At 72.3% G+C, this 21,537-nt stretch carries 24 protein-coding genes and 2 tRNA genes; 16 read left to right on the top strand and 10 right to left on the bottom strand.

Annotation, left to right across the window (positions count from 1 at the left end; translation table 11 throughout):
• Window positions 1-74: 74 nt before the first annotated feature.
• Window positions 75-725: a TetR/AcrR family transcriptional regulator gene (locus ACU4ZT_RS05620; protein WP_063072839.1), complete on the bottom strand. Its 651-nt coding sequence runs from the start codon at window positions 723-725 to the stop codon at window positions 75-77.
• A gap of 120 nt (window positions 726-845) precedes the next feature.
• Here ACU4ZT_RS05620 and ACU4ZT_RS05625 point away from each other — a divergent pair, with 120 nt between their 5' ends.
• The gene (locus ACU4ZT_RS05625) at window positions 846-2,384 is read left to right on the top strand and encodes an MFS transporter (protein WP_063072840.1); all 1,539 of its coding nucleotides are present in this window, start codon (window positions 846-848) and stop codon (window positions 2,382-2,384) included.
• A 75-nt stretch (window positions 2,385-2,459) separates the two neighbouring features.
• Here ACU4ZT_RS05625 and ACU4ZT_RS05630 read toward each other — a convergent pair whose 3' ends face one another.
• A complete protein-coding gene (locus tag ACU4ZT_RS05630) occupies window positions 2,460-2,714 on the bottom strand; it encodes a DUF6458 family protein (RefSeq protein ID WP_063072841.1) in 255 nt (84 codons plus the stop codon).
• A gap of 111 nt (window positions 2,715-2,825) precedes the next feature.
• Here ACU4ZT_RS05630 and ACU4ZT_RS05635 point away from each other — a divergent pair, with 111 nt between their 5' ends.
• The 9 genes from ACU4ZT_RS05635 (at window position 2,826) to ACU4ZT_RS05675 (ending at window position 9,978) form a co-directional block, all read left to right on the top strand.
• A complete protein-coding gene (locus ACU4ZT_RS05635; protein ID WP_063072842.1) occupies window positions 2,826-3,893 on the top strand; it encodes a 3-isopropylmalate dehydrogenase in 1,068 nt (355 codons plus the stop codon).
• A gap of 8 nt (window positions 3,894-3,901) precedes the next feature.
• A complete protein-coding gene (locus tag ACU4ZT_RS05640) occupies window positions 3,902-5,026 on the top strand; it encodes a branched-chain amino acid aminotransferase (RefSeq protein WP_445338282.1) in 1,125 nt (374 codons plus the stop codon).
• A 76-nt stretch (window positions 5,027-5,102) separates the two neighbouring features.
• The gene (locus ACU4ZT_RS05645; protein ID WP_445338284.1) at window positions 5,103-5,876 is read left to right on the top strand and encodes a fumarylacetoacetate hydrolase family protein; all 774 of its coding nucleotides are present in this window, start codon (window positions 5,103-5,105) and stop codon (window positions 5,874-5,876) included.
• 2 nt (window positions 5,877-5,878) lie between these two features.
• Window positions 5,879-6,646, top strand: a complete 768-nt coding sequence (locus ACU4ZT_RS05650; protein ID WP_445338286.1) for a hypothetical protein — start codon at window positions 5,879-5,881, stop codon at window positions 6,644-6,646.
• Window positions 6,647-6,659: 13 nt separating this feature from the next.
• On the top strand, window positions 6,660-8,180 hold the full coding sequence (gene gltX / locus ACU4ZT_RS05655) for a glutamate--tRNA ligase (protein ID WP_445338288.1): 1,521 nt from the start codon (window positions 6,660-6,662) through the stop codon (window positions 8,178-8,180).
• Window positions 8,173-9,138: an NAD(P)/FAD-dependent oxidoreductase gene (locus ACU4ZT_RS05660; RefSeq protein WP_445338290.1), complete on the top strand. Its 966-nt coding sequence runs from the start codon at window positions 8,173-8,175 to the stop codon at window positions 9,136-9,138. The genes gltX and ACU4ZT_RS05660 overlap by 8 nt, the downstream gene beginning before the upstream one ends.
• 88 nt (window positions 9,139-9,226) lie before the next feature.
• Window positions 9,227-9,298: transfer RNA gene (locus ACU4ZT_RS05665), tRNA-Gln, on the top strand.
• Window positions 9,299-9,478: 180 nt separating this feature from the next.
• The gene (locus ACU4ZT_RS05670; RefSeq protein WP_063072848.1) at window positions 9,479-9,742 is read left to right on the top strand and encodes a ribbon-helix-helix domain-containing protein; all 264 of its coding nucleotides are present in this window, start codon (window positions 9,479-9,481) and stop codon (window positions 9,740-9,742) included.
• Window positions 9,739-9,978: a uracil-DNA glycosylase family protein gene (locus ACU4ZT_RS05675; protein WP_445338292.1), complete on the top strand. Its 240-nt coding sequence runs from the start codon at window positions 9,739-9,741 to the stop codon at window positions 9,976-9,978. Before ACU4ZT_RS05670 ends, ACU4ZT_RS05675 begins: the two co-directional genes overlap by 4 nt.
• A gap of 416 nt (window positions 9,979-10,394) precedes the next feature.
• On the opposite strand, the gene ACU4ZT_RS05680 is transcribed toward ACU4ZT_RS05675, so the two are convergent.
• The 7 genes from ACU4ZT_RS05680 to ACU4ZT_RS05710 form a co-directional block, all read right to left on the bottom strand.
• Window positions 10,395-11,162 (bottom strand): DUF4236 domain-containing protein, encoded by a 768-nt coding sequence (locus ACU4ZT_RS05680; RefSeq protein WP_445338293.1) that lies wholly within the window; start codon window positions 11,160-11,162, stop codon window positions 10,395-10,397.
• Between the two features lie 184 nt (window positions 11,163-11,346).
• Window positions 11,347-12,357: an aldo/keto reductase family protein gene (locus tag ACU4ZT_RS05685; RefSeq protein ID WP_445338295.1), complete on the bottom strand. Its 1,011-nt coding sequence runs from the start codon at window positions 12,355-12,357 to the stop codon at window positions 11,347-11,349.
• Window positions 12,358-12,458: 101 nt separating this feature from the next.
• Complete coding sequence (locus tag ACU4ZT_RS05690) at window positions 12,459-12,755, bottom strand: hypothetical protein (RefSeq protein ID WP_414763182.1); 297 nt, start codon at window positions 12,753-12,755, stop codon at window positions 12,459-12,461.
• 269 nt (window positions 12,756-13,024) lie between these two features.
• Window positions 13,025-14,035 (bottom strand): aldo/keto reductase family protein, encoded by a 1,011-nt coding sequence (locus tag ACU4ZT_RS05695; protein ID WP_445338296.1) that lies wholly within the window; start codon window positions 14,033-14,035, stop codon window positions 13,025-13,027.
• A 116-nt stretch (window positions 14,036-14,151) separates the two neighbouring features.
• Entirely contained in the window at window positions 14,152-15,243 is a 1,092-nt protein-coding gene (locus ACU4ZT_RS05700) for a TerC family protein (protein ID WP_414763183.1), read from the bottom strand.
• Window positions 15,244-15,494: 251 nt separating this feature from the next.
• On the bottom strand, window positions 15,495-15,914 hold the full coding sequence (locus ACU4ZT_RS05705) for a DUF3592 domain-containing protein (RefSeq protein ID WP_414748162.1): 420 nt from the start codon (window positions 15,912-15,914) through the stop codon (window positions 15,495-15,497).
• A 119-nt stretch (window positions 15,915-16,033) separates the two neighbouring features.
• Window positions 16,034-16,672 (bottom strand): MBL fold metallo-hydrolase, encoded by a 639-nt coding sequence (locus ACU4ZT_RS05710; protein WP_063072856.1) that lies wholly within the window; start codon window positions 16,670-16,672, stop codon window positions 16,034-16,036.
• Window positions 16,673-16,776: 104 nt separating this feature from the next.
• On the opposite strand from ACU4ZT_RS05710, the gene ACU4ZT_RS05715 reads away from it, so the two are divergent.
• The 4 genes from ACU4ZT_RS05715 (at window position 16,777) to ACU4ZT_RS05730 (ending at window position 19,156) form a co-directional block, all read left to right on the top strand.
• Window positions 16,777-16,852: transfer RNA gene (locus ACU4ZT_RS05715), tRNA-Glu, on the top strand.
• Between the two features lie 106 nt (window positions 16,853-16,958).
• Window positions 16,959-17,681 carry a Type 1 glutamine amidotransferase-like domain-containing protein gene (locus ACU4ZT_RS05720; protein WP_063072857.1) on the top strand — a complete coding sequence of 241 codons (723 nt, stop codon included), beginning with the start codon at window positions 16,959-16,961 and terminating at the stop codon, window positions 17,679-17,681.
• A 10-nt stretch (window positions 17,682-17,691) separates the two neighbouring features.
• The gene (locus tag ACU4ZT_RS05725; RefSeq protein WP_063072858.1) at window positions 17,692-18,378 is read left to right on the top strand and encodes a uracil-DNA glycosylase; all 687 of its coding nucleotides are present in this window, start codon (window positions 17,692-17,694) and stop codon (window positions 18,376-18,378) included.
• A gap of 88 nt (window positions 18,379-18,466) precedes the next feature.
• Complete coding sequence (locus ACU4ZT_RS05730; protein ID WP_063072859.1) at window positions 18,467-19,156, top strand: GNAT family N-acetyltransferase; 690 nt, start codon at window positions 18,467-18,469, stop codon at window positions 19,154-19,156.
• On the opposite strand, the gene ACU4ZT_RS05735 is transcribed toward ACU4ZT_RS05730, so the two are convergent.
• Window positions 19,038-20,144, bottom strand: coding sequence for a CPBP family intramembrane glutamic endopeptidase (locus ACU4ZT_RS05735; protein WP_445338300.1), 1,107 nt, complete (start codon window positions 20,142-20,144; stop codon window positions 19,038-19,040). The genes ACU4ZT_RS05730 and ACU4ZT_RS05735 overlap by 119 nt on opposite strands.
• A gap of 133 nt (window positions 20,145-20,277) precedes the next feature.
• Between ACU4ZT_RS05735 and ACU4ZT_RS05740 the strand changes: the two genes are divergently transcribed.
• Complete coding sequence (locus ACU4ZT_RS05740; protein ID WP_414748158.1) at window positions 20,278-20,475, top strand: hypothetical protein; 198 nt, start codon at window positions 20,278-20,280, stop codon at window positions 20,473-20,475.
• Complete coding sequence (locus ACU4ZT_RS05745; protein ID WP_445338302.1) at window positions 20,472-21,488, top strand: NAD-dependent epimerase/dehydratase family protein; 1,017 nt, start codon at window positions 20,472-20,474, stop codon at window positions 21,486-21,488. Before ACU4ZT_RS05740 ends, ACU4ZT_RS05745 begins: the two co-directional genes overlap by 4 nt.
• Window positions 21,489-21,537 lie beyond the last annotated feature (49 nt).

The raw sequence follows: 21,537 nt of genomic DNA on the forward strand, positions 1-21,537 counted from the left end.
GCGTCCGGGGACGGTCGGCTGCGAGTCGGTCGGCTGTGAGCGTTCGGCCGCGAGCGGCTCGGCCGCGGGGCCGGTCAGCCGCGGGTCGAGCGGAGCCGCACGAGGTCGTCGACCACGCGGATGAGCTCGTCGAGCGCGGAGTCGGCCGGCGCGGATCCGCCCAGCCACGGCTGCAGCGCCGAGTTGTAGTAGAGCCCGTCGCCGATGAGGAGCACGGCGCGCGCGACGGCGGGGTCGCCGACGGCCTCGAGGATCACGGCGGCCCACTCGTCCTGGAGGTGCGTGAGCGTGTCGCGCGCCCGCGAGTGGTTGCCCTGCGCGAGGCGGGACGTCGCGACGTAGGCGCGGTCGAACGGCGTCGCGGTGGAGAGCGAGCCGCGGATCCACCGGTCGACCGGCCCGCGCTCGGCCCGCCGCAGCCGCTCCACGTCCTCGCGGGCGAGCGCCGACATGCGAGCGAGGAGCCCTTCGACGAGCGCCTCCTTGCCGCCGAAGTGGTACAGGAGGCCGCCCTTGGAGACGCCGGCCGCGGCGGCGACCGACTCGAGCGTCGTGCCCCGCTCGCCCTGCTGGACGAGCAGCTCCTCGAACGCATCGAGGATCCGGTCGCGCGCGGTGGCGGTCGCGGTGGTCGCGGGGGAGCCGGCGCCGGGCGCGACGGCCTCGATGGAGGCGGACGGATCGGCGGCGTGGGGCGCGGGCGAGTCGGGCGGTGCGTCGGGCATGACCCCAGCGTAACCGCGGCTTGCCCGCTGTACCGACCGGACGGTACAGTGATCTCGGCCGCCCGGCGGCCCCGTCCGCGCGCCCCGCGCCGTCGCCTCCCGACGTCAGGAAGCCCCGTCATGTCCAGCCCCCGCACCGCCTCCGTCCCCGTGACCGCTCCGGCGCGCGCCGGGACACGACAGTGGGCGGCGCTCGTCGTGCTCATGCTCCCCGTGCTGCTCGTCTCCATCGACAACACCGTGCTGAGCTTCGCGATGCCGTCCATCGCGCGCGACCTCGAGCCGTCGGGGGCTGCGCAGCTCTGGATCATCGACGCGTACCCGCTCGTGCTCGCGGGGCTCCTCGTCGCGATGGGCAACATGGGCGACCGCTACGGCCGACGCCGCATGCTCATGATCGGCGCCGCGGGCTTCGGCCTCGTCTCGGCGCTGGCCGCCTTCGCCACCGACGCGTCCCAGCTCATCGCCGCCCGTGCCGCGCTCGGCTTCTTCGGCGCGATGCTCATGCCGTCGACGCTCTCGCTCCTCCGCTCGATCTTCACCGACCGCAAGCAGCGCCGCCTCGCCATCGCGATCTGGGCGTCCGGCTTCTCCGGCGGATCCGCGCTCGGCCCGCTCGTGGGCGGCGTGCTGCTCGAGCACTTCTGGTGGGGATCCGTGTTCCTCGTCGCCGTGCCCGTGCTGCTGCCGCTGCTCATCCTCACGCCCGTGCTGGTGCCGGAGTCGAAGGACCCGGCCCCCGGCCCCATCGACGTGGTCGCGATCCTGCTGTCGCTCGCGACGGTCGCGCCCATCGTCTACGCGATCAAGACCTTCGCGACCGAGGGCGTCACGCCGCTCGCGATCGCGGCGCCCGTCGTGGGCGTCGTGGCCGGCATCCTCTTCGTGCGCCGCATGTCGCGCGCCCGGAACCCGATGCTCGACGTGAGCCTCTTCCGCGAGCCCGTCTTCACGGGCGCGGTGCTCGTCAACCTGCTGAGCGTGGTCTCGCTCGTCGGCTTCCTCTTCTTCGTGACGCAGCACCTGCAGCTCGTCGCGGGGCTCGATCCGCTGTCCGCCGGATTCGCGCTCATCCCGGGATCCGTCGTGGTGATCGTCTCCGGCCTCGTGATCGTGCCCATCGTGGCGCGCGCCCGGCCGTCGCGGGTGGTCGCGATCGCGCTCGCGTTCTCGGCGATCGCCTACGTGATCCTGGCGGCCACCGGGAAGGGCGCCTCGGTCGGGCTCCTCGTCTTCGCGTTCTGCCTGCTCGGCGCGGGCATCGGCGCGTCGCAGACCATCTCGAACGACCTGATCATCGCGGCCGTCCCGCCCGCCAAGGCCGGGGCCGCGTCCGCCGTGTCGGAGACGGCGTACGAGGTCGGCGCGGTGCTCGGCACGGCCGTGCTCGGCAGCATCCTCACGGCGACCTACCGCACGGGCCTCGTGCTCCCGGCCGGCCTCTCGGAGGGCGACGCCGTCGCGGCGCGCGAGACGCTCGGCGGAGCGGTGTCCGTCGCCGACCGCGTGCCGTCCGACGTGGGCGCCGCGCTGCTCGAGTCGGCGCACACCGCGTTCGACGGCGGCGTCGTCACGACCTCGATCATCGGTGCCGTGCTCATGGTGGGGGCCATCGTCATCTCGCTCACGAGCCTCCGTCGGGCCAGCTCGCACGACTGAGCGCGGCCGGTGCCGTGATGCACGTCGGGCCCGTCACCTCGCGAGGTGACGGGCCCGACGCGCTCGGGGAGGGGATCAGACGATGTTGTCGTCCGAGCGCTCGCTGCGGGTGATGCGCTGTCCCGTGGCGGGGTCGATGCGCGTGCGCGTCTCGCTCACGGCCGTGCGGCGACGGGCGAGGAGCGCGACGCCGATGATGACGACGAGCGCGCCGCCGCCGATGAGGATGTAGCCCACCAGCCGCAGGTCGACGCCCGGGACGGTGATGTCGACGGCGAACGCGAGGATCGCGCCGACGATGACGAGGAAGATGCCGAGGCCGATGCTCATGGGGGTCCTTCAGTCGAACCCGCCGGTCGGTCGGGTGCGTACACCGTAGCGCGCGGGTGCCGTCGGCGTGCGGGTAACCTGGCCCGACACCCACCGAGCCCGGGAGGATCCATGCCCCGCACCATCTCGCTCGCCGTCGTCCCGGGGGACGGCATCGGCCCGGAGGTCGTCCACGAGGCCCTCCGCGTGCTCCGGGAGGCGGTCCCCGCGGACGTGTCGCTCGACACCACGCAGTACCCGTTCGGCGCCGGCCACTTCCTCGAGACGGGCGAGATCCTCACGGACTCCGACCTCGCCGCCCTCGCGCAGCACGACGCGATCCTCCTCGGCGCCGTCGGCGGAGACCCCCGCGACGCGCGCCTGGCCGGCGGCATCATCGAGCGCGGGCTGCTGCTCAAGCTGCGCTTCGCGTTCGACCACTACATCAACCTCCGGCCCACCGCGTTGCTGCCCGGCGTCGTCTCGCCGCTGGCCGCGCCCGGCGAGGTCGACTTCGTCGTGGTCCGCGAGGGCACCGAGGGGCCGTACGCCGGCAACGGCGGCGTTCTCCGTCGCGGCACCGAGCACGAGATCGCGACGGAGGTGTCGGTCAACACGGCGCACGGCGTCGAGCGCACGGTCCGCTTCGCGTTCGAGCTGGCTGAGAAGCGCGATCGCAAGCGCGTCACGCTCGTGCACAAGACCAACGTGCTGACCTTCGCCGGATCCCTCTGGCAGCGCACCGTCGACCGCGTCGCCGCCGAGCACCCCGGCATCGAGGTCGACTACCTGCACGTCGACGCCACCATGATCTTCCTGGTCACCGACCCGGCCCGCTTCGACGTCGTCGTCTCCGACAACCTGTTCGGCGACATCATCACCGATCTCGCCGCGGCCATCTCGGGCGGCATCGGCCTCGCCGCGTCCGGCAACGTCAACCCCACGGGCGCGTTCCCGAGCATGTTCGAGCCGGTGCACGGATCCGCGCCCGACATCGCCGGGCAGCAGAAGGCCGACCCGACCGCCGCCATCCTCTCGGTCGCGCTCCTGCTCGACCACCTCGGCCTGCCCGAGGCGGCCGCGCGAGTCACGGCCGCGGTCTCGGCCGACCTCGCGGCACGCGCCGCGGGCGACACGGCCCCCCGTTCCACCGCGGAGGTCGGCGACGCCGTCATCCGCGCCCTCTCCACGAACCGCTGAAGGACCCCATGAGCACCACCAGCAGCACCACTCCGAGCCCCGCCGCCTTCCCCCTCTCCTTCGAGCGGACCCCGTCGGAGCGCGCCCGCGCCGACGCCGAGCGGGAGGCGATCCTCGCGGACCCCGGGTTCGGCAAGCACTTCACCGACCACATGGTGCAGATCGACTGGACCCTCGACGGCGGATGGCACGACGCCCGCGTCGTCCCGTACGGCCCGCTGCAGCTGGATCCGGCCGCGAGCGTGCTGCACTACGGCCAGGAGATCTTCGAGGGGATGAAGGCGTACGCGCACGCCGACGGGTCCGTCTGGACCTTCCGCCCCGAGCGCAACGCCGCCCGCCTCCAGCGCTCGGCCCGCCGCCTCGCGCTGCCGGAGCTGTCGGCCGAGGACTTCGTCGAGTCGGTGACGCAGCTCGTCCGCGCGGACATCGACTGGGTGCCCCGCGCCGCGGAGCAGAGCCTGTACCTCCGCCCGTTCATGATCGCCAACGAGAGCTTCCTCGGCGTGCGCGCCGCCCAGCGCGTGGGCTACTACGTGATCGCGAGCCCGGCGGGCGCCTACTTCACGGGCGGCGTCGCGCCCGTCTCCATCTGGCTCTCCACGCAGTACTCCCGCGCGGGCAAGGGCGGCACGGGCGCCGCGAAGTGCGGCGGCAACTACGCCGCGTCGCTCCTCCCGCAGGCCGAGGCCGCGTCGCACGGCTGCGCGCAGGTGCTCTTCCTCGACTCCGAGGAGGGCCGCTACCTCGAGGAGCTCGGCGGCATGAACATCGTGCTGGTCTACCGGGACGGCCGGATCGTCACGCCCGACTCCGAGAGCATCCTCGAGGGCATCACGCGCGACTCCATCCTCCAGCTGGCGCGCGACCGCGGCCTCACGGTCGAGAAGCGGCGCGTCGAGCTGTCCGAGTGGGTCGACGGCGTGGCGTCCGGCGAGATCACCGAGGTGTTCGCGTGCGGCACCGCGGCGGTCATCACGCCCATCGGCCGCCTGATGGGCGAGGGCCTCGACGTCGGCGACATCGACGCGCCCGCGGGCGAGCTGACGATGTCGCTGCGCCAGGAGCTCACCGACATCCAGTACGGCCGCATCCCCGACCGCCACGGCTGGCTCACGCGCCTCGACGCGTAGCGCGCACCGGGCGCCGGGCGCCGGGCGCCGCTCGTGCGGGCGGACGGGATCCGCCCGCACGGCTAGGGTCGACAGCGTGAAGATCGCGCGATTCAGCACCGGTGACGACCCCCGCTTCGGCATCCTCGACGAGGAGGAGGGGCACCTGGTCGTCCTCTCCGGCGACCCGATGTTCAGCGGCTACCAGACCACGGGGGAGCGGGTGCCGCTCGCCGACGCCCGGCTGCTCGCGCCGGTCATCCCGCGCTCCAAGGTCGTCGCCGTGGGCCGCAACTACGCGGCGCACGCGGCGGAGCACGGCAGCGAGGCGCCCACCACGCCGCTCATCTTCCTGAAGCCGAACACGTCGGTCATCGGCCCCGACGACGCGATCCGCCTGCCCGCCGACAGCGAGCGGATCGAGCACGAGGGCGAGCTCGCGGTGGTCATCGGCCGGATCACGCGCGACGCCACCGTGGATGACGCGGCCCGCTCGGTGTTCGGCTACACGATCGGCAACGACGTGACCGCCCGCGACATCCAGCACTCCGAGAGCCAGTGGGCGCGCGCCAAGGGGTACGACACGTTCTGCCCGCTCGGCCCGTGGATCGAGACCGAGGGCGCGTTCGAGGACGCGCTCATCGAGACGCGCGTGGACGGCGAGCTGCGGCAGTCCGGCCGCACGAGCGAGATGGTGCACTCGGTGCCCGAGCTCATCGCGTTCGCGTCGCGCGTCTGGACCCTGCTGCCGGGTGACGTGATCCTCACGGGCACGCCCGCGGGCGTCGGCCCGTTCACCGACGGCCAGGTCGTCGAGGTGTCGATCGAGGGGATCGGCACGCTCTCGAACCCCGCGCGCGCCCGCGCCTGACGATGACCCGCCCCGGCCGCGCGCTGCGCCTCACGCTCGCGGCCGGAGCGGTCGCCGTGCTCGCGGGGTGCGTGTACGACGTGTCCGACTACGGGCTCGAGACGCCGGGACCCTCGGACGCCTCCGCGCCGACCGCGTCGCCGACCCCGGGCGCCGCGGAGCTCCGGCTGCCCGCGGGGTGCACGCCCGCCGACCTCTCGATCGACTGGGCGGAGCCGGAGTCCGGACCCGCCGACGAGCTGCTGGCCGTGCGCGTCATGACCGTGCGGATCCCGAGCGCGGGGGAGCAGCCCGGCCTCGGCTCCACCACCCAGCGGGTCACGCGCACCGACACCGCGCTGCGGCCGGCGCTCCGCCTGGAGCTGGACGAGCGGGACGGGTCCGCCGTCCCCGTCGCCGACAGCCTCGCCCCGCCGGAGACCTGGGCGGCCTTCCTCGGCGCGGACCTGCGCGACCGCGACCTCGTGGGGCCCCGGTTCGGGCGGCCGCTGCAGATCACGTCGTTCGATCCCGTGCTCGACCGCGAGGCGCGCTACGTGATCGGCTACCTCGGCTCCGCGCAGTCCGCGCACGTCACGGTGACGGGCTGCGACGGCGCCTTCCGCGGATCCGGGACCCTCGAGGGGCTCGACCCCACGCGCTCCGCGGGCGCCGTGCTCCTCGAGTGCGGCGTGCCGCCCGGCGACCAGTACGACCGGTGGGACCTCCTCGAGCCGTACTGCATGGACGGCACGCCCGGCACCGACGGGGAGCCGCAGCCCGAGCCCTAGAATCGTGACCAGGATGACTGACGCAACGACCCACCCCGTGACCACCGCTTCCGGCACCGACGTCCGCGTCCGGTTCTGCCCGTCCCCGACCGGGACGCCGCACGTCGGGCTCATCCGCACGGCCCTGTTCAACTGGGCCTACGCGCGCCACACCGGCGGCAAGCTCGTCTTCCGCGTCGAGGACACCGACGCCGCGCGCGACAGCGAGGAGAGCTACGAGCAGCTCATCGAGGCGCTGCGCTGGCTCGAGATCGACTGGGACGAGGGCGAGGGCGTGGGCGGACCGCACGCGCCGTACCGTCAGTCGCAGCGCACCGATCTCTACCTCGACGTGATCCGGAAGCTCACCGAGTCCGGCCATCTTTACGAGAGCTACGCGACGGCCGAGGAGATCGAGGCGCGCAACCGCGCCGCCGGCCGCGACCCGAAGATGGGCTACGACAACTTCGAGCGCGACCTCACCGAGGACGCGCGCCAGGCGTTCCGCGACGAGGGCCGCGCGCCCGCCCTCCGTCTCCGCGTGCCGGACACCGACCTCTCGTTCGACGACCTCGTGCGCGGCACGGTCACGTTCCCGGCCGGATCCTTCCCCGACTTCGTGCTCGTGCGCCCCAACGGCGCCCCGCTCTACACGCTCGTGAACCCGGTCGACGACGCGCTCATGGGCATCACGCACGTGCTCCGCGGCGAGGACCTGCTCTCGTCGACGCCCCGGCAGATCGCGCTGTACCACGCGCTCATCGACATCGGCGTGGCCGACGCCATCCCGCGCTTCGGCCACCTGCCCTACGTGATGGGGGAGGGCAACAAGAAGCTCTCCAAGCGCGACCCCGAGTCGAACCTGTTCCACCACCGCGACCGCGGCTTCATCCCCGAGGGCCTCATCAACTACCTGGCGCTCCTCGGCTGGTCGCTCACGCACGACCGCGACGTGTTCTCGCGGATGGAGATGATCACGGCGTTCGACGTCGCCGACGTCACGCCCGCGCCCGCGCGCTTCGACCTCAAGAAGGCGGAGTCGCTGAACGGCGACCACATCCGCCTGCTGGCGCTCGAGGACTTCGCCCGGCGCCTCGTCCCGTACCTGCAGGCCGCGGGCGTCGTCGGCGCCGAGCTCACGCACGACGAGCAGCGGATGCTCGACGCGGCGGCCCCGCTCGTGCAGGAGCGCATGCAGCTCCTCGGCGAGGCCCCCGACCTCCTGTCGTTCCTCTTCACCACGGCCGACGCGCTGCCCTACGACGACGCGGCGGTGCAGGCGCTCAAGGACGACGCCCCCTCGGTGCTCGCCGCGTCGCGCGGTGCGCTCGACGGCGTCCCGCACACGCAGTGGGACGTCGACCTCGTGCAGGAGGTGCTGCAGAACACGCTCATCACCGGCATGGGCATGAAGCCCCGGCTCGCCTACGGCCCGCTGCGCGTCGCCGTCTCCGGGCGCCGCATCTCGCCGCCGCTGTTCGAGTCGATGGTGCTGCTCGGCAAGGACGAGACCATCGCGCGCCTCGACCGCCTCGCGGGGATGCTCGGTGAGTGATCCCGCGGGTGCCGGCGCTGACGGTGCCGGATCCACCGCGACGGGCGACTCCTACGACGTCGTCGTCATCGGCGCGGGCCCCGCGGGCCTCTCCGCCGCGCTGAACCTCGTGCGCGCCCGGCGCCGCACCCTCGTGCTCGACAGCAGCCGTCCGCGCAACGCCGCGACGCTCATGTCGCACGGCTTCGTCACGCGCGACGGGATCTCCCCGCTCGAGCTCCGCAAGCTCGGCCAGGTCGAGGTGGAGTCCTACGACGAGGGCGAGTTCCAGCTCGCCGTCGTGCAGTCCGCGGAGCCGTCCCCGGGTGGGTTCACCATCCGCGCGAAGGGCGTGCGTCGCGCCCCCGACCGCGAGGTGCGCGCCCGTCGCATCCTCATCGCCACGGGCCTCGTGGAGACGCTGCCCGACCTGCCGAGCATCCGCGCCTACTACGGCACCGCCGTGCACAGCTGCATGGAATGCGACGGCTACGAGAAGCGCGACGAGCCGCTCGCCCTCATCGGCGAGACGGACGACCTCGTGGAGCGCGCGCTGCTGCTCTCGCAGTGGTCGCGGGACATCATCGTGTTCACGAACGGCGTCGCGGAGGTCGACGAGGCGGGGGAGCGCGGGCTCGCGTCCCTCGGGATCCGCGTCGACCGCCGGCCCGTCGCCGACATCGAGGGCGAGCGCGCGGTCGTCACCGGCATCCGCATGCAGGACGGCTCCGTCGTCCCGCGCACCGGCGGCTTCGTGCGCCCCCGCTACTCGACCGCGCTCGACTTCCTCGCGGGGCTCGACCTCGACACGGACGACGACGGCCACATCGCCGTCGACGCCGAGGGCCGCACGTCGCATCCGGGTGTCTACGCGGCGGGCGACAGCTCGCAGCCGGGCCCGCAGCAGCTGATCATCGCGGCCGGCTTCGGGGCGCGCGCCGCCAGCGCGATCAACCGGGACCTGCTGCCCGTGATCTGACGGGTGGGGCCTGGCGGGAGCGCTCCGGTTTGGCGTCGATCCGGCCGATGGGCTACACTCGACGAGGCCCGATCGCGCATCGGGGCCTTGGGGTATGGTGTAATTGGCAACACGGAAGATTCTGATTCTTTTGTTCTTGGTTCGAGTCCAGGTACCCCAGCACTGAACACGCAGGAAATGACAGGCCCGGATATCCGGGCCTTTTCCTTTTCCCGGACCATCTCCGAGCGGTCGTCGCCGGCTTCGCCTCCCGGGCTCCAGCGCCGGGTGAGGTCGCCCCGCACGTCCTGTCCACGTGCGTCTCTCGACACCGAGCCGGTGGGCGTATTACGTTATTCGCATGACTGGCGACGAGACCATCGACGGCGTGCCCGTGACGGAGGAGCAGATCCAGGCGTGGGCTGATGAGGCCGAGGCCGGGTACGACGTGGACGCGCTCACGAAGCGCGGCCGCGGCCGACCCGGTCGCGGAGCGCGACCGTCCCAGGTCGTCGCCGTGCGGCTGACGGATGACGAGCTCGCCGCGGTGGACGCGCGAGCGACGCGCGAGGGCACATCCCGATCCGAGGTGATCCGGCAGGCCCTCCACGATTCCGCGGCGTGAGGGCCCACCCTTCCGCGATGAAGCACGGGATCGAACCCGAGGATGCCATTGAGGCTGCATCATGGGCGATCTGGATCGAGGATCTCGACGACGACAGCCCCGCGCGGCAGCTCCGTCTCGGCTTCGACCGCTCGGGTCGACTGCTGGAGACCGTGGTGCTGGTCTTCGACAGCGGGAACGAGCTCGTCATCCATGCGATGCGAGCGCGTCCGCACATGCTGCGTCTCCTGCCCTGAACATGACGACGGCCCCGCCCGAGCATCTGCTCGAGCGGGGGCGGCCTAGCCAGGGTGAGCGTCTCCGGGTCGATGCCTCAGGCCAGCATCGATCGAGTCAGCGAGCGCCGTCCTCACTACTCAGGGGGGACGATTCCAGCACACGAGCGAGCTGACGTGCGGCGACATGGCGAGACGTCTGCAGGATCCAGCTCAATCCCCGGGGCGAGGTGATCCGCAGGGATCCGTACCGCATGATCGGCAGCACGGTGTTGTTCTTGTAACGCCTATCCGGCCCGCCCTTGACGTTCACGTATCGCCACGTCTCGCCCACCTTCTCCGCGTCGGATGCGAGAGGACCCGGGTCTTCGATGAAACGCTCCGATACCGCGGTCACAATCAGTTCGCGGTAGGGGACGGCCGCGAAGTGCTTGCCGTCACGGACGAGGACCCTGTCGGGGGAGGAAGTAGAGCGCCGAGTCGCCGACGGTCACCGACGGGACGGCGACATTCGTCGCGAGGTGCTTCGTGCCTGTGGCATCACTCCGAGCGGTCGTGCGTCGGACGAGTTCCCCAGCTCCGGCATTCGTCTTGTGCTGATGGGTCGTCCGCACCTTCCCGGACGTGGTGACCCTCCAGACCCTCTCCGCGGGACCGGAAGGGGTCCATGCGGTGACGAGGGCCTCGAACCAGGCCGCTGCGGAGTCGTCGACGTCGTAGATGACAGCCACCGTTCGTCGCGCAGCGTCCCGTGCGAAGAGCCACAAGCAGAGGGGTACAGCGAGCACCCACACGACGACTCCATACGGGAGGGAGACGGCCCCGACCACGACGCACACGAGCACGGCCAGCCACGCCCAGCGGCGTCGAGCCGCCGCCCGGTTGAGCTGCTCGACGAGATCATCACCGTCGGTGGGTGAGAGCTCCATTGCGTCAGCGCCAGTCACGTCCTCCATCAGCACTGCGCTCGGCTGATACGGCGCCGCTGCGGGTCGCCCGGCTCCGCGAGGACGGGATGGTCCTGTCGCCCTGTAGGAGAGGCCGGCGGCATTCACGCTCACGTAGTTGCCCCGAGGTCCGGAGCCGGCGCGGAACCCGGGAATCCCCGCGCTCACGTTCACGCCTGCTCTGCCGGCGGTGAAGCGGAACGGCCCCGCCTTCACGCTCTTCCGGACATAGATCCCCATGTGGCCTCCTTCGCCCATGTCGATCCTGCCGGAAGGATCAGTCGGCGTCTTCCGGATGGTCCGATCCCGCCCGCGGATGCTCCGCGCTGGCCGGAGCCGTCGGTCTCGCGGGCCTTCCCCGGCGCGCACCGCCGATGCGTGACGACGGCCCCGCCCGAGCATCTGCTCGGGCGGGGCCGTCGTCGCGTTCAGCGGGTGCGGATCAGGCGAGGCGCCCCTTCGGCGAGCTGTCGCTCGTCTTCGACGGGTCCTTCTCCACGACGTCGCCGAGGGCGTCGTCGATGCGGGTCAGGAGCTCGGCCGGGATCTTCACGCCCGAGGCCTTGACGTTCTCGTGCACCTGCTCGGGACGCGAGGCGCCGATGATCGCGGACGCGACGTTGTCGTTCTGGAGCACCCAGGCGACGGCGAGCTGAGCCAGCGACAGGTTGAGCTCATCTGCGACGGGCTGGAGCTCCTGCACGCGGGTGAGTGTGTCGTCGTTCATGTAGCGCTTGATCATGTCGGCGCCGCCCTTGTCGTCCGTGGCGCGCGAGCCCTGCGGGAGGTCCTGGCCCGGCTTGTACTTGCCGGTGAGGACGCCCTGGGCGATGGGGGACCAGACGATCTGCGAGATCCCGAGGTCCTTCGAGGTCGGGACGACCTCCTCCTCGATGACGCGCCAGAGGGCCGAGTACTGCGGCTGGTTCGAGATCAGCTGGAAGCCGAGCTCGCGGGAGAGGCCGTGCGCCTCGCGGAGCTGCGCCGGGGTCCACTCGCTGACGCCGATGTAGAGCGCCTTGCCCTGGCGGACGACGTCGGCGAATGCCTGCATCGTCTCCTCGAGCGGGGTCTCGTAGTCGTAGCGGTGGGCCTGGTAGAGGTCCACGTGGTCGGTCTGGAGGCGCTCGAGCGAGCCGTCGATCGACGCCATGATGTGCTTGCGCGAGAGGCCGGTGTCGTTGTGGCCCTTGGCGCCGGTCGGGAAGTAGACCTTCGTGAAGATCTCGATCCCGTCCCTGTTCTCGCCCTTCAGCGCGTCACCGAGGACCTTCTCGGCGACGGTGTTCGCGTAGCCGTCCGCAGTGTCGAACGTGGTGATGCCGGCCTCGAGGGCCGCCTGCACGCACTGCGTGGCGGTGTCGTTCTCGACCTGCGACCCGTGGGTCAGCCAGTTGCCGTACGTGATCTCGGAGATCTTGAAGCCTGAGTTGCCTAGGTAGCGGAATTCCATGTCCCGACCCTACGCCGCAGCCGCTGGAGCCCCGTCGGACGCGGTCTGTCGGGGCGGTGACCGCGGGGTGGACATGCGCCGGCCTGGCGGCCGCGCGGACGTCAGCGTGGGGTCGATGCCGTCCGGCGTCGGAATGCCGCGACCGACAGGGGCAGCGCGAGGAGAACCACCACGACGGCTGCCCCCATCCATGATCCGGTGATGGAGACGCTCGGCGATCCGGACGGCTCGACGCCGCCGTCGAGCGCGAGGACGAACGGGATGCGGATGTCGAGGCCGCTGCCGAAGGCGAGGGCCGCGAGCAGCATGCCGGCGATGGCGACGATGCCCATGGCGACGACGAGTGAGCCGAGGGCGACGGAGGCCCTCTCGGCGAGCGGCAGCGACCTCGGCGTCATGGCGTCCTCCTGTGCTCCGTCGGCACGGGACGCGCCTTCCGGGTGATCATCGGCGTCAGATGCTACCGCCCGGACGACACCGCGCAGGAGGTCGCCGCGCAGGAGGTCGCCGCGCAGGAGGACGCCGCACAGGAGGACGCCGCACAGGTCCGTCGTGAGGCGACGGGAGCCGGGTGACCGCTGTCGGACGTCGCCGCGCGGCACCAGGCGCGCGGCCCCGCCCGATCATCTCGGGCGGGGCCGCGCGGTGATGCGGGCGGGGCGCCGGATCAGGCCTCGCGCGTCTTCGGCGAGCTGTCCTCCGTCTTGCGCGGGTCCTTCTCGACGATGTCGCCGAGCGCGTCGTCGATGCGGGTGAGGAGCTCTGCCGGGATCGTCACCCCGGACGCCTTCACGTTCTCGTGCACCTGCTCGGGCCGCGAGGCGCCGATGATCGCGGACGCCACGTTCTCGTTCTGCAGCACCCACGCGACCGCGAGCTGGGCGAGCGAGAGGTCGAGCTCGTCGGCGACGGGCTGCAGCGCCTGCACGCGGGAGAGCGTGTCGTCGTTCATGAAGCGCTTGATCATGTTCGCGCCGCCCTTGTCGTCGGTCGCGCGGGATCCGGACGGCAGCTCCTGGCCGGGCTTGTACTTGCCCGTCAGCACGCCCTGCGCGATGGGGGACCACACGATCTGCGAGATCCCCAGCTCCGTCGAGGTGGGCACGACCTCCTCCTCGATGACGCGCCAGAGCGCCGAGTACTGCGGCTGGTTCGAGATCAGCTGGAAGCCCAGCTCCGTCGCGAGCGCGTGGCCGGCGCGCAGCTGCTCGCTCGTCCACTCGCTCACGCCGATGTAGAGCGCCTTGCCCTGGCGGACGACGTCGGCGAACGCCTGCATGGTCTCCTCGAGGGGCGTCTCGTAGTCGAAGCGGTGCGCCTGGTACAGGTCGATGTAGTCGGTCTGGAGACGCGTGAGCGACGCGTCGACGGAGTCCATGATGTGCTTGCGCGAGAGCCCCACGTCGTTGTGGCCCTTGGGCCCGGTGGGGCCGAAGACCTTGGTGAAGATCTCGATGGAGGCACGTCGCTCGTCCTTGAGCGCCTCGCCGAGCACGGTCTCCGCCTTGGTGTTGGCGTAGACGTCCGCGGTGTCGAAGGTGGTGATCCCCGCCTCGAGCGCGGCCTTCACGCACGCGGTCGCGGTGTCGTTCTCGACCTGCGATCCGTGGGTGAGCCAGTTGCCGTAGGTGATCTCGGAGATCTTGAAGCCGGAGTTGCCGAGGTATCTGAATTCCATGGTCCGACCGTACGCCGGGCACCTCCGCGGTTCCGCACGAAAGTGTGCGACGGCGGCACGCGCGACGACGCCCGCCCCCGAGTCCGGGAGCGGGCGTCGTGGTCGTGCCGGGAGCGCTAGCGGCGCGGGGCGTCCGCGTCCGCTTCCACGCTGCGGCCGGAGCCGCGCGCCGCGTCGTCGTCCGCGTCGGCGGGGGCCTTCTCGCCCTCGACGGCGGCCGCCTGGTCGGTGCCCTCCACGGCGGACGCGTCGCGCTTCGTCTTCGCGAGGCTGGCGACGGTCGCCACCGTGATGGTGAGGAGGATGAACGACAGCGAGAACCAGATCGGGATCTCCGGGGCCCACAGCATCGGCTCGCCGCCGTTGATGAAGGGCACCTCGTTGACGTGCATGGCGTGCAGCACGAGCTTCACGGCGATGAAGCCGAGGATGACCGCGAGGCCCTGCGACAGGTAGACCAGGCGCTCGAGGAGGCCGGAGATCAGGAAGTACAGCTGGCGGAGGCCGAGCAGCGCGAAGGCGTTGGCGGTGAAGACGATGTACGCCTCCTGCGTCAGCCCGAAGATCGCGGGGATGGAGTCGAGCGCGAACAGCACGTCGGTGAGGCCGATGGCGAGCATCACCAGGAACATCGGGGTGAAGAGCTTCTTGCCGTCGACGCGGGTCGTGAGCTTGTCGCCGTCGTAGTGGTCCGAGGTGGGGATGAAGCGGCGGAGCACGCGGATGAGCTTCGAGTCGGACTCGTCCTCGTCGTGCGTCTCCTTCATCTGCTTGTAGGCCATGACGAGGAGCAGGGCGCCGAAGAGGTAGAACACCCAGGAGAAGTTGTCGATGATCGCGGAGCCCATCGCGATGAAGATGCCGCGCATCACGAGCGCGATGGCGATGCCGACGAGCAGCACCTTCTGCTGGAAGGCCCGCGGCACGGCGAAGCTCGACATGATGATGAGGAAGACGAAGAGGTTGTCGACGCTCAGCGCCTTCTCCGTCACGTAGCCGGCGAAGTACTCGCCGCCGAAGGTCCAGTTCGAGAAGACGCCGACGCCCACGCCGAAGACGAGCGCGATGACGATGTAGACGACCGACCAGGTCGCGGACTCCTTCAGCGTCGGCTCGTGCGCCTTCCGCACGTGCGCGAAGAAGTCGAAGACGAGCAGGCCGAGGACGGCCGCGATGGTCGCGGCCCAGAGCCAGAAGGGGACATCCATTTCGGGGGTTCTCCAGTACTCGGACCGCTTGTGGGTCCGGTGGGGTACTGAAGGTCTCCTCCACCCCGCGAGCTGCTGCTCACGGAACCGGCCGCACGGGTCGGAGTGGTCCGACCGTATTGACGACACGACCGCCGGATGGGAGTACTCCCCTTCGGGACACGAGTGTATACGGCCGCATGGAGCGCATCCGACCACGCGGGCGGATCCCCAGCCGGGCGAGCGTGCTCGGGCCCGGCGTAGGAGTCCCGCTACTCGAGGAAGAGCAGCGCGATGCCGGCGACCGCCGCGACGGCGCCGATGCCGAGCAGCACGAGCCCGGTGATGCGGAGCGCACGGCCGTCGAGCTCGGGCGCGTGGGTGCGGACCCGCCAGGGGGCGCGCGGCGAGAACCAGACGCGCACGTCGGATCCGGCGGCCAGGTCGCGGGTCTCGTCGGTGTCGGCGGGCGCCTCGTGCACGTCGCCGTCGTCGTCGAACCACCGGAGGACGCGGGCGGATCCGGCGCCGTCGTGGCCCGCCGGCGCGTCGGCCACGAGCCCCTCCGTCGCCGTCCAGCGGCGGCCGAGCACGCGGACGGAGACGCCCGCCACGTAGAGCGCGATGCCCGGGACGAGCGCGATCCAGGTGAGGAACTCGATGATGAGGGACGCCGCGGCGAGACCGTCCATGCGTGGTGCCCCCGCGTCCGCTCGTGGTGGACCCGACCGGGCCCGGAGCTCGATGCTATCGGGGCGCCCGCCGCGGTCCGGGCGGGGGAGGCGCGGAGCGGCGTCGCTCGGCCCGCCGCCTAGAGGTCGATGCTGTCGCCGGGCTCGAGCGCGTGGAACTCGCCGCCGCCCTGCTCGGTCGCCCACTGCAGGCGCCCGTTCGACATGGCCTTGCCCGCCGCCGACAGCACCATCTCGTGGGTGGGGAACGCGCGACGCGGCTTCACGGCGAGGACGTAGTCGATGGACTCGCTGATCTTCATCCAGGGCGCGCCGGCCGGAGCGGCCAGGAGGTCGACCTCCACGCCCTCGGGGATCGTGAACGAGTCGCCCGCGTAGTAGAGGGCGTCGTTCACGAGCACGCCGAGGTTCTGCACGACGGGGATCGACTCGTGGATGACGGCGTGGTCGCCGCCGAAGAAGCGCAGCGTGAACGGGCCGACCTCGACGACGTCGCCCGCCTCGACGACGGTCACGTCGAAGTCGGTCGCGGCGGCCGCCACGCCGGACGGCGCGTAGACGGGCACGCCCTCGTTCTTGTCGAGGATCCGCTTCAGCTGCTCGGGCGTCCAGTGGTCGGGGTGCTCGTGCGTGATGACGATCGCGTCGGCGTTCATCGCCTCCGTGATGGGGGTGGTGAAGGAGCCCGGGTCGATGAAGAGCTTCCGTCCGCTCTGTTCCAGGACCAGGGCGGCGTGCTCGAGCTTCGTCAATCGCATGAGAGGAGCCAACACCGTCGAGGCGGCGGGGGCAAACCGGCCCGGTCGGGGCTCGATTTGGTCGGGCTGCGCGCGCTGTGGCATACTCGACGAGTTGCAAAAACGGCCCCATCGTTTAGCGGCCTAGGACACCGCCCTCTCACGGCGGTAACACCGGTTCGAATCCGGTTGGGGTCACCACCGCATCATCCAGCCCGGTCCCTCCTCACGGAGGGCCCGGGCTTTCTTCTTCTCCCCGGCGGCGGATCCGGCTCGGGGCGACACCCGCGGCCTGTACCGTCGAGGGGTGAGTGTGCACCTGGTCGGAGGCGGCCTGTCGGATGACGACACCCCCCTCCTCGCGCGGTTCCTGTCCGAGGCGACGACGAGGGCGACCGCGGCCGCCCGGTTGGAGCCGGCCCGCATCGCCGTGGTCCTCGTCCACGACGGCCTCGGCGCCGAGTGGTTCGACCAGTACGCCCAGGCGCTGCGTGCCGGCGGTTCGTGCGAGCCGGTCGCGGTGCTCGCGCCCGAGGGCGGATCCATCGAGGTCGCGCAGCTGCAGGACGTCGACGGCATCGTCGTCGGCGGGGGCCTCACGCCCGCGTACCGCCAGGCGCTCGAGCCGGTCTTCGGCGAGATCCGCCGCCAGGTCACCGCGGGCGTCCCGTACCTCGGCTTCTCCGCCGGCGCCGCGGTCGCCGCCGAGACCGCCATCGTCGGCGGCTGGCGCATCGGCGACGTCGAGGTCGTGCAGGAGTCCGCGAGCGAGGACCTCGACGAGGTCACGGTCGAGCAGGGCATCGGCCTCATCGACGTCGCGGTCGACGTGCACGCCGCGCAGTGGGGCACCCTCACCCGGCTCATCGCCGCCACCGAGGCCGGGCTCGTCGAGGGCGGCGTCGCCATCGACGAGGGCACCGTGCTCATCGTGGGCGAGGGCCAGCTGGTCGTCGAGGGGCGCGGCAGCGTCTGGTCGGTCATCGGCTCGGAGACCGGCGTCACCGTCAGCTCCGCCGGCGCCTCCTGATCGGCCGCCCGTGGCGCTGACCCTGCCGGAGCTCGTCGAGCGCGGCCTCATGGACGCCGGCTGGGCCGAGGCGCTCGTTCCCGTCGCCGACGACATCGCGCGGATGGGCGAGTGGCTGCGCGGCGAGGTCGCCGCCGGCCGTCCCTACCTCCCCGCCGGGGACCGCGTGCTGCGTGCGTTCCAGCAGCCGCTCGCCGACGTGCGCGTGCTCATCGTGGGGCAGGATCCGTACCCCACGCCCGGCCATCCCGTCGGCCTCTCGTTCTCGGTCGAGCCCGACGTGCGGCCCGTGCCGCGGAGCCTCGTCAACATCCACCGGGAGCTGCGCGACGACCTCGGCATCCCGACCCCCGAGCACGGCGACCTCACCGCGTGGACCCGCAGCGGCGTGCTGCTGCTCAACCGCGTGCTCACGGTGCGGCCGGGCGCGCCCGCCTCGCATCGCGGCACGGGCTGGGAGGCCGTGACGGAGTGCGCCATCCGTGCGCTCGCCGACCGCGGCGGCCCGCTCGTCGCGGTCCTCTGGGGCAAGGACGCCGGGTCGCTCGCGCCGATGCTCGCGCCCGTGCCGTCCATCACGTCCGTGCACCCGAGCCCGCTGTCGGCATCGCGCGGCTTCTTCGGGTCGAGGCCGTTCAGCCGGGCCGACGCGCTGCTCCGCGAGCAGGGCGCGGATCCGGTCGACTGGCGGCTCTGAGCCCGCGGCCGTCCGCACCTGATCCGCGCTGCCGACGGCCACGCACACCGCCCGGACCGGCGCGCGGCCCTGGCCGTAGGATCGCCCCATGCTCGAGGAGGAATACCAGACGAGGCGCCGCCTGCCCGCCCACCTCCGGAAGCCCGCGCCGCCCGTGCCCGTGTTCTCCTTCGAGATCCGCGCAGCCGCCGTCTCCGACCTCCCGGACATCCGGGAGATCTACAACCACTACGTCATGAACAGCACCGTCACCTTCGACGAGACCCGCATGACGCTCGCCCGGTGGCGCGGCCGATTCGGCCAGCTCGAGCGGATGGGGATGCCGTTCCTCGTCGCCGTCTCGCCGTCGGGCCAGGTGCTCGGCTACGCGCTCGTGGAGCCCGTCGGGAACCGCCGCTCGTCGCGCACGACGGTGGAGGACTCGATCTACCTGGGCGCCGCGTCCACCGGCAAGGGCCTCGGCCGCGCGCTGCTGGAGGCGCTCCTCGACGCGTGCCGGGAGGCGCGGATCCGGGAGGTCATCGCGGTCATCGCCGACCAGGGCGCCGAGGCGTCCATCCGGCTGCACGCGTCGCTCGGCTTCACCGAGAGCGGGCGGATGGGCCGCGTCGGCTGGAAGTTCGGGCGCTGGCTCGGCACCGTCACCATGCAGGCGAGCCTCAAGCCGACGGAGCGGCCGGGCCGGTGGGCGCGGGCCATGCGGCGATCGTCTCCTGGCGACGACGCTCCTCGTCCCACCACGCCCGCTGCCGCTCCTGGAGCTGCTCCTTCGCGGTGAGCGGGCGCGGCGCGACGGTCTCGACGCGGTGTCGGCGGGCCCACCACCCGGTGAGGAGGGCGGATCCGAGCACCACGGCCATCGGCAGGATCATGAACGGGCCGCCGGTGCCGTCGCTGCGGTCCAGCGACTCGGACATCTGGCCGAGGAGCGCCGTGGGGATGAACAGCAGCGTGTTGTTGAGCGCGTGGATGAGCACGGGCGCCTCGAGGCCGCCGGTCAGCCGTGCGGAGATCGTGGCCGAGATGCCGAACACGAAGTAGTAGGCGATGAGCCACGGGTCCTCGGCGAGGTGGGCGAGCGCGAAGAGGGAGCTGGCGACGATGGCACCGACGACGAGCGCGACCCGCGTGTCGCGGAACCAGGATCCGACCGAGCGCTGCACGAGGCCGCGGAAGCCGTACTCCTCGCCCGCCGACTGCAGCGGGGTCGTGAGCAGCACGATGACGAGGAACGCGACCACCTCGCCGTCGACGCGGATCTCGCCGGTGGGGTCGAGCGCGAACGTGACCGCGATGTAGACGAGGAAGACCGGCGCGATCACCAGCGCGACGCGGCCGAGCCAGCGCCAGCGGAAGCGGCCGACGACGGACGACAGCGTGCCCATGCGCACGCCGAAGAGCCAGCGCTGGAGGAGCATCGAGACGGGGATGAGGGCCGCGAGCGAGAGGTTGGTGGCCAGCATGATGACGGGCGTCATGGTCTCGAGCGACGACGCGTCCGACGCGTCGAGGCGGCCCGTGGCGAACTCGATGCCGAAGGCGACGAGGCCGAAGACGAGCGACAGGACGAAGAAGGCGATGGCGCCGAGGACGAGCGCGACGATGCCGCGCCACGGACCGCCGGTGTCGCGGAGGCCGTGGTGGTACGGCACGGGCGGGCGCTCGGGGAGCGGCGGCAGGGCCGGCGGCGCGGGGACCGGGAAGCCGACGGCCGCGGCCCCGGTCGTCGACGGCGAGGCGGGGGGCATCGGCTCCGGTGCGCTCATGCGGCAAAGGTACCGGGGCACGGCTGCGCGGACATCCACCCGAGGGCGGAGGGCGCGCGGCGGAGGGGCGGGGTCGCGCGCGACCGGCGGGCGGCCCGTGCAGCGTACGGTGGACCGGACGAGAGGCGCACCGATGCAGCAGGATCAGGACCGACCCGAGGACTTCGACGAGAAGCGGCACGAGCAGCTCACCACGGCCCCGAAGGCGGTGGAGTCGGATGCGGCGCCGCGCGTCCACGTGTCGGAGCCGGAGGACGGCGTGACGCGGATCGACGTGGCGGACACCGCGTCGGTGCGGCCGGGGAAGCCCACGCCGACGCGCGACGCGTGAGCGCCGCGGGGGCCGGGCGATCGGCGGCCGGAGCGCGGGAGCCGCGCGACGTGCTCGTGCTCGGCGGCACCGCGTGGATCGGCCGGCTCGTCGCCGAGCGCCTGGTGGCGCGCGGCGACCGGGTGACGTGCCTCGCGCGCGGCGCCTCGGGATCCGCTCCCGCGGGAGCGCGGCACGTCGTCGCCGACCGCGACGGCGACGACGCCTACGACGCGGTGGCGTCTGCGGACTGGGACGAGGTCGTCGACCTCACCTCCTCGGCCGCGCACGCGCGCGCCGCGGTGGCGGCGCTCGCCGACCGGGCCCGGCACTGGACCCTCGTGAGCACCGTGTCGGTGTACGCGTCCTTCGAGCGCGCGGGCGACGACGAGTCGGCGGCGGTCGTGGATCCGGTGGACCTCGACGAGTACGGCCAGGCCAAGGTCGCGGCCGAGCGCGCGGTGACCGCAGCGCTCGCCGGACGCCGCATGATCGTGCGCCCCGGCCTCATGGCGGGTCCGGGCGACGACAGCGACCGGTTCGGGTACTGGCCGGCGCGGTTCGCGCTCGCGGGCGACGGGCCGGTGCTCGTGCCCGACGCGTCCGACCGCCGGGTGCAGGTGATCGACGCGCGCGATCTCGCCGACCTCGTCGTGGAGGTCGGCGTCCGCGGGCTCGACGGCGTGGTGGACGCGGTGGGGGAGAGCGTGCCGCTCGCGGAGGCGCTGGACCTCGCGGCGGACGCCGCGGGATCCACGGGCGAGCGGGTCGTCGCCTCGGACGCGCGGCTGGCGGACGCCGGCGTGCGGCACTGGGCCGGCGCGCGGTCGCTGCCGCTGTGGCTGCCGCGCGAGGCGGGCGGGATGCTGGCCCGGAGCGACGCGGGCATCCGGGCGCTGGGCGTCGCGCGTCGCCCGCTCGCCGAGACGATGCGCGACGTGCTGGCGGGCGAGCGGGACCGCGGGGTCGACCGGGCGCGGCGGTCCGGGCTCACGCGCGACGAGGAGCTCGCGGTCCTCTCCGACCTGCGCTGACGGGACCCGCGCCCGCACGCACGAGCGCCGCGCACCGTCCGGGGACGGG

It is taken from the genome of Clavibacter davisi, from assembly GCF_052751415.1.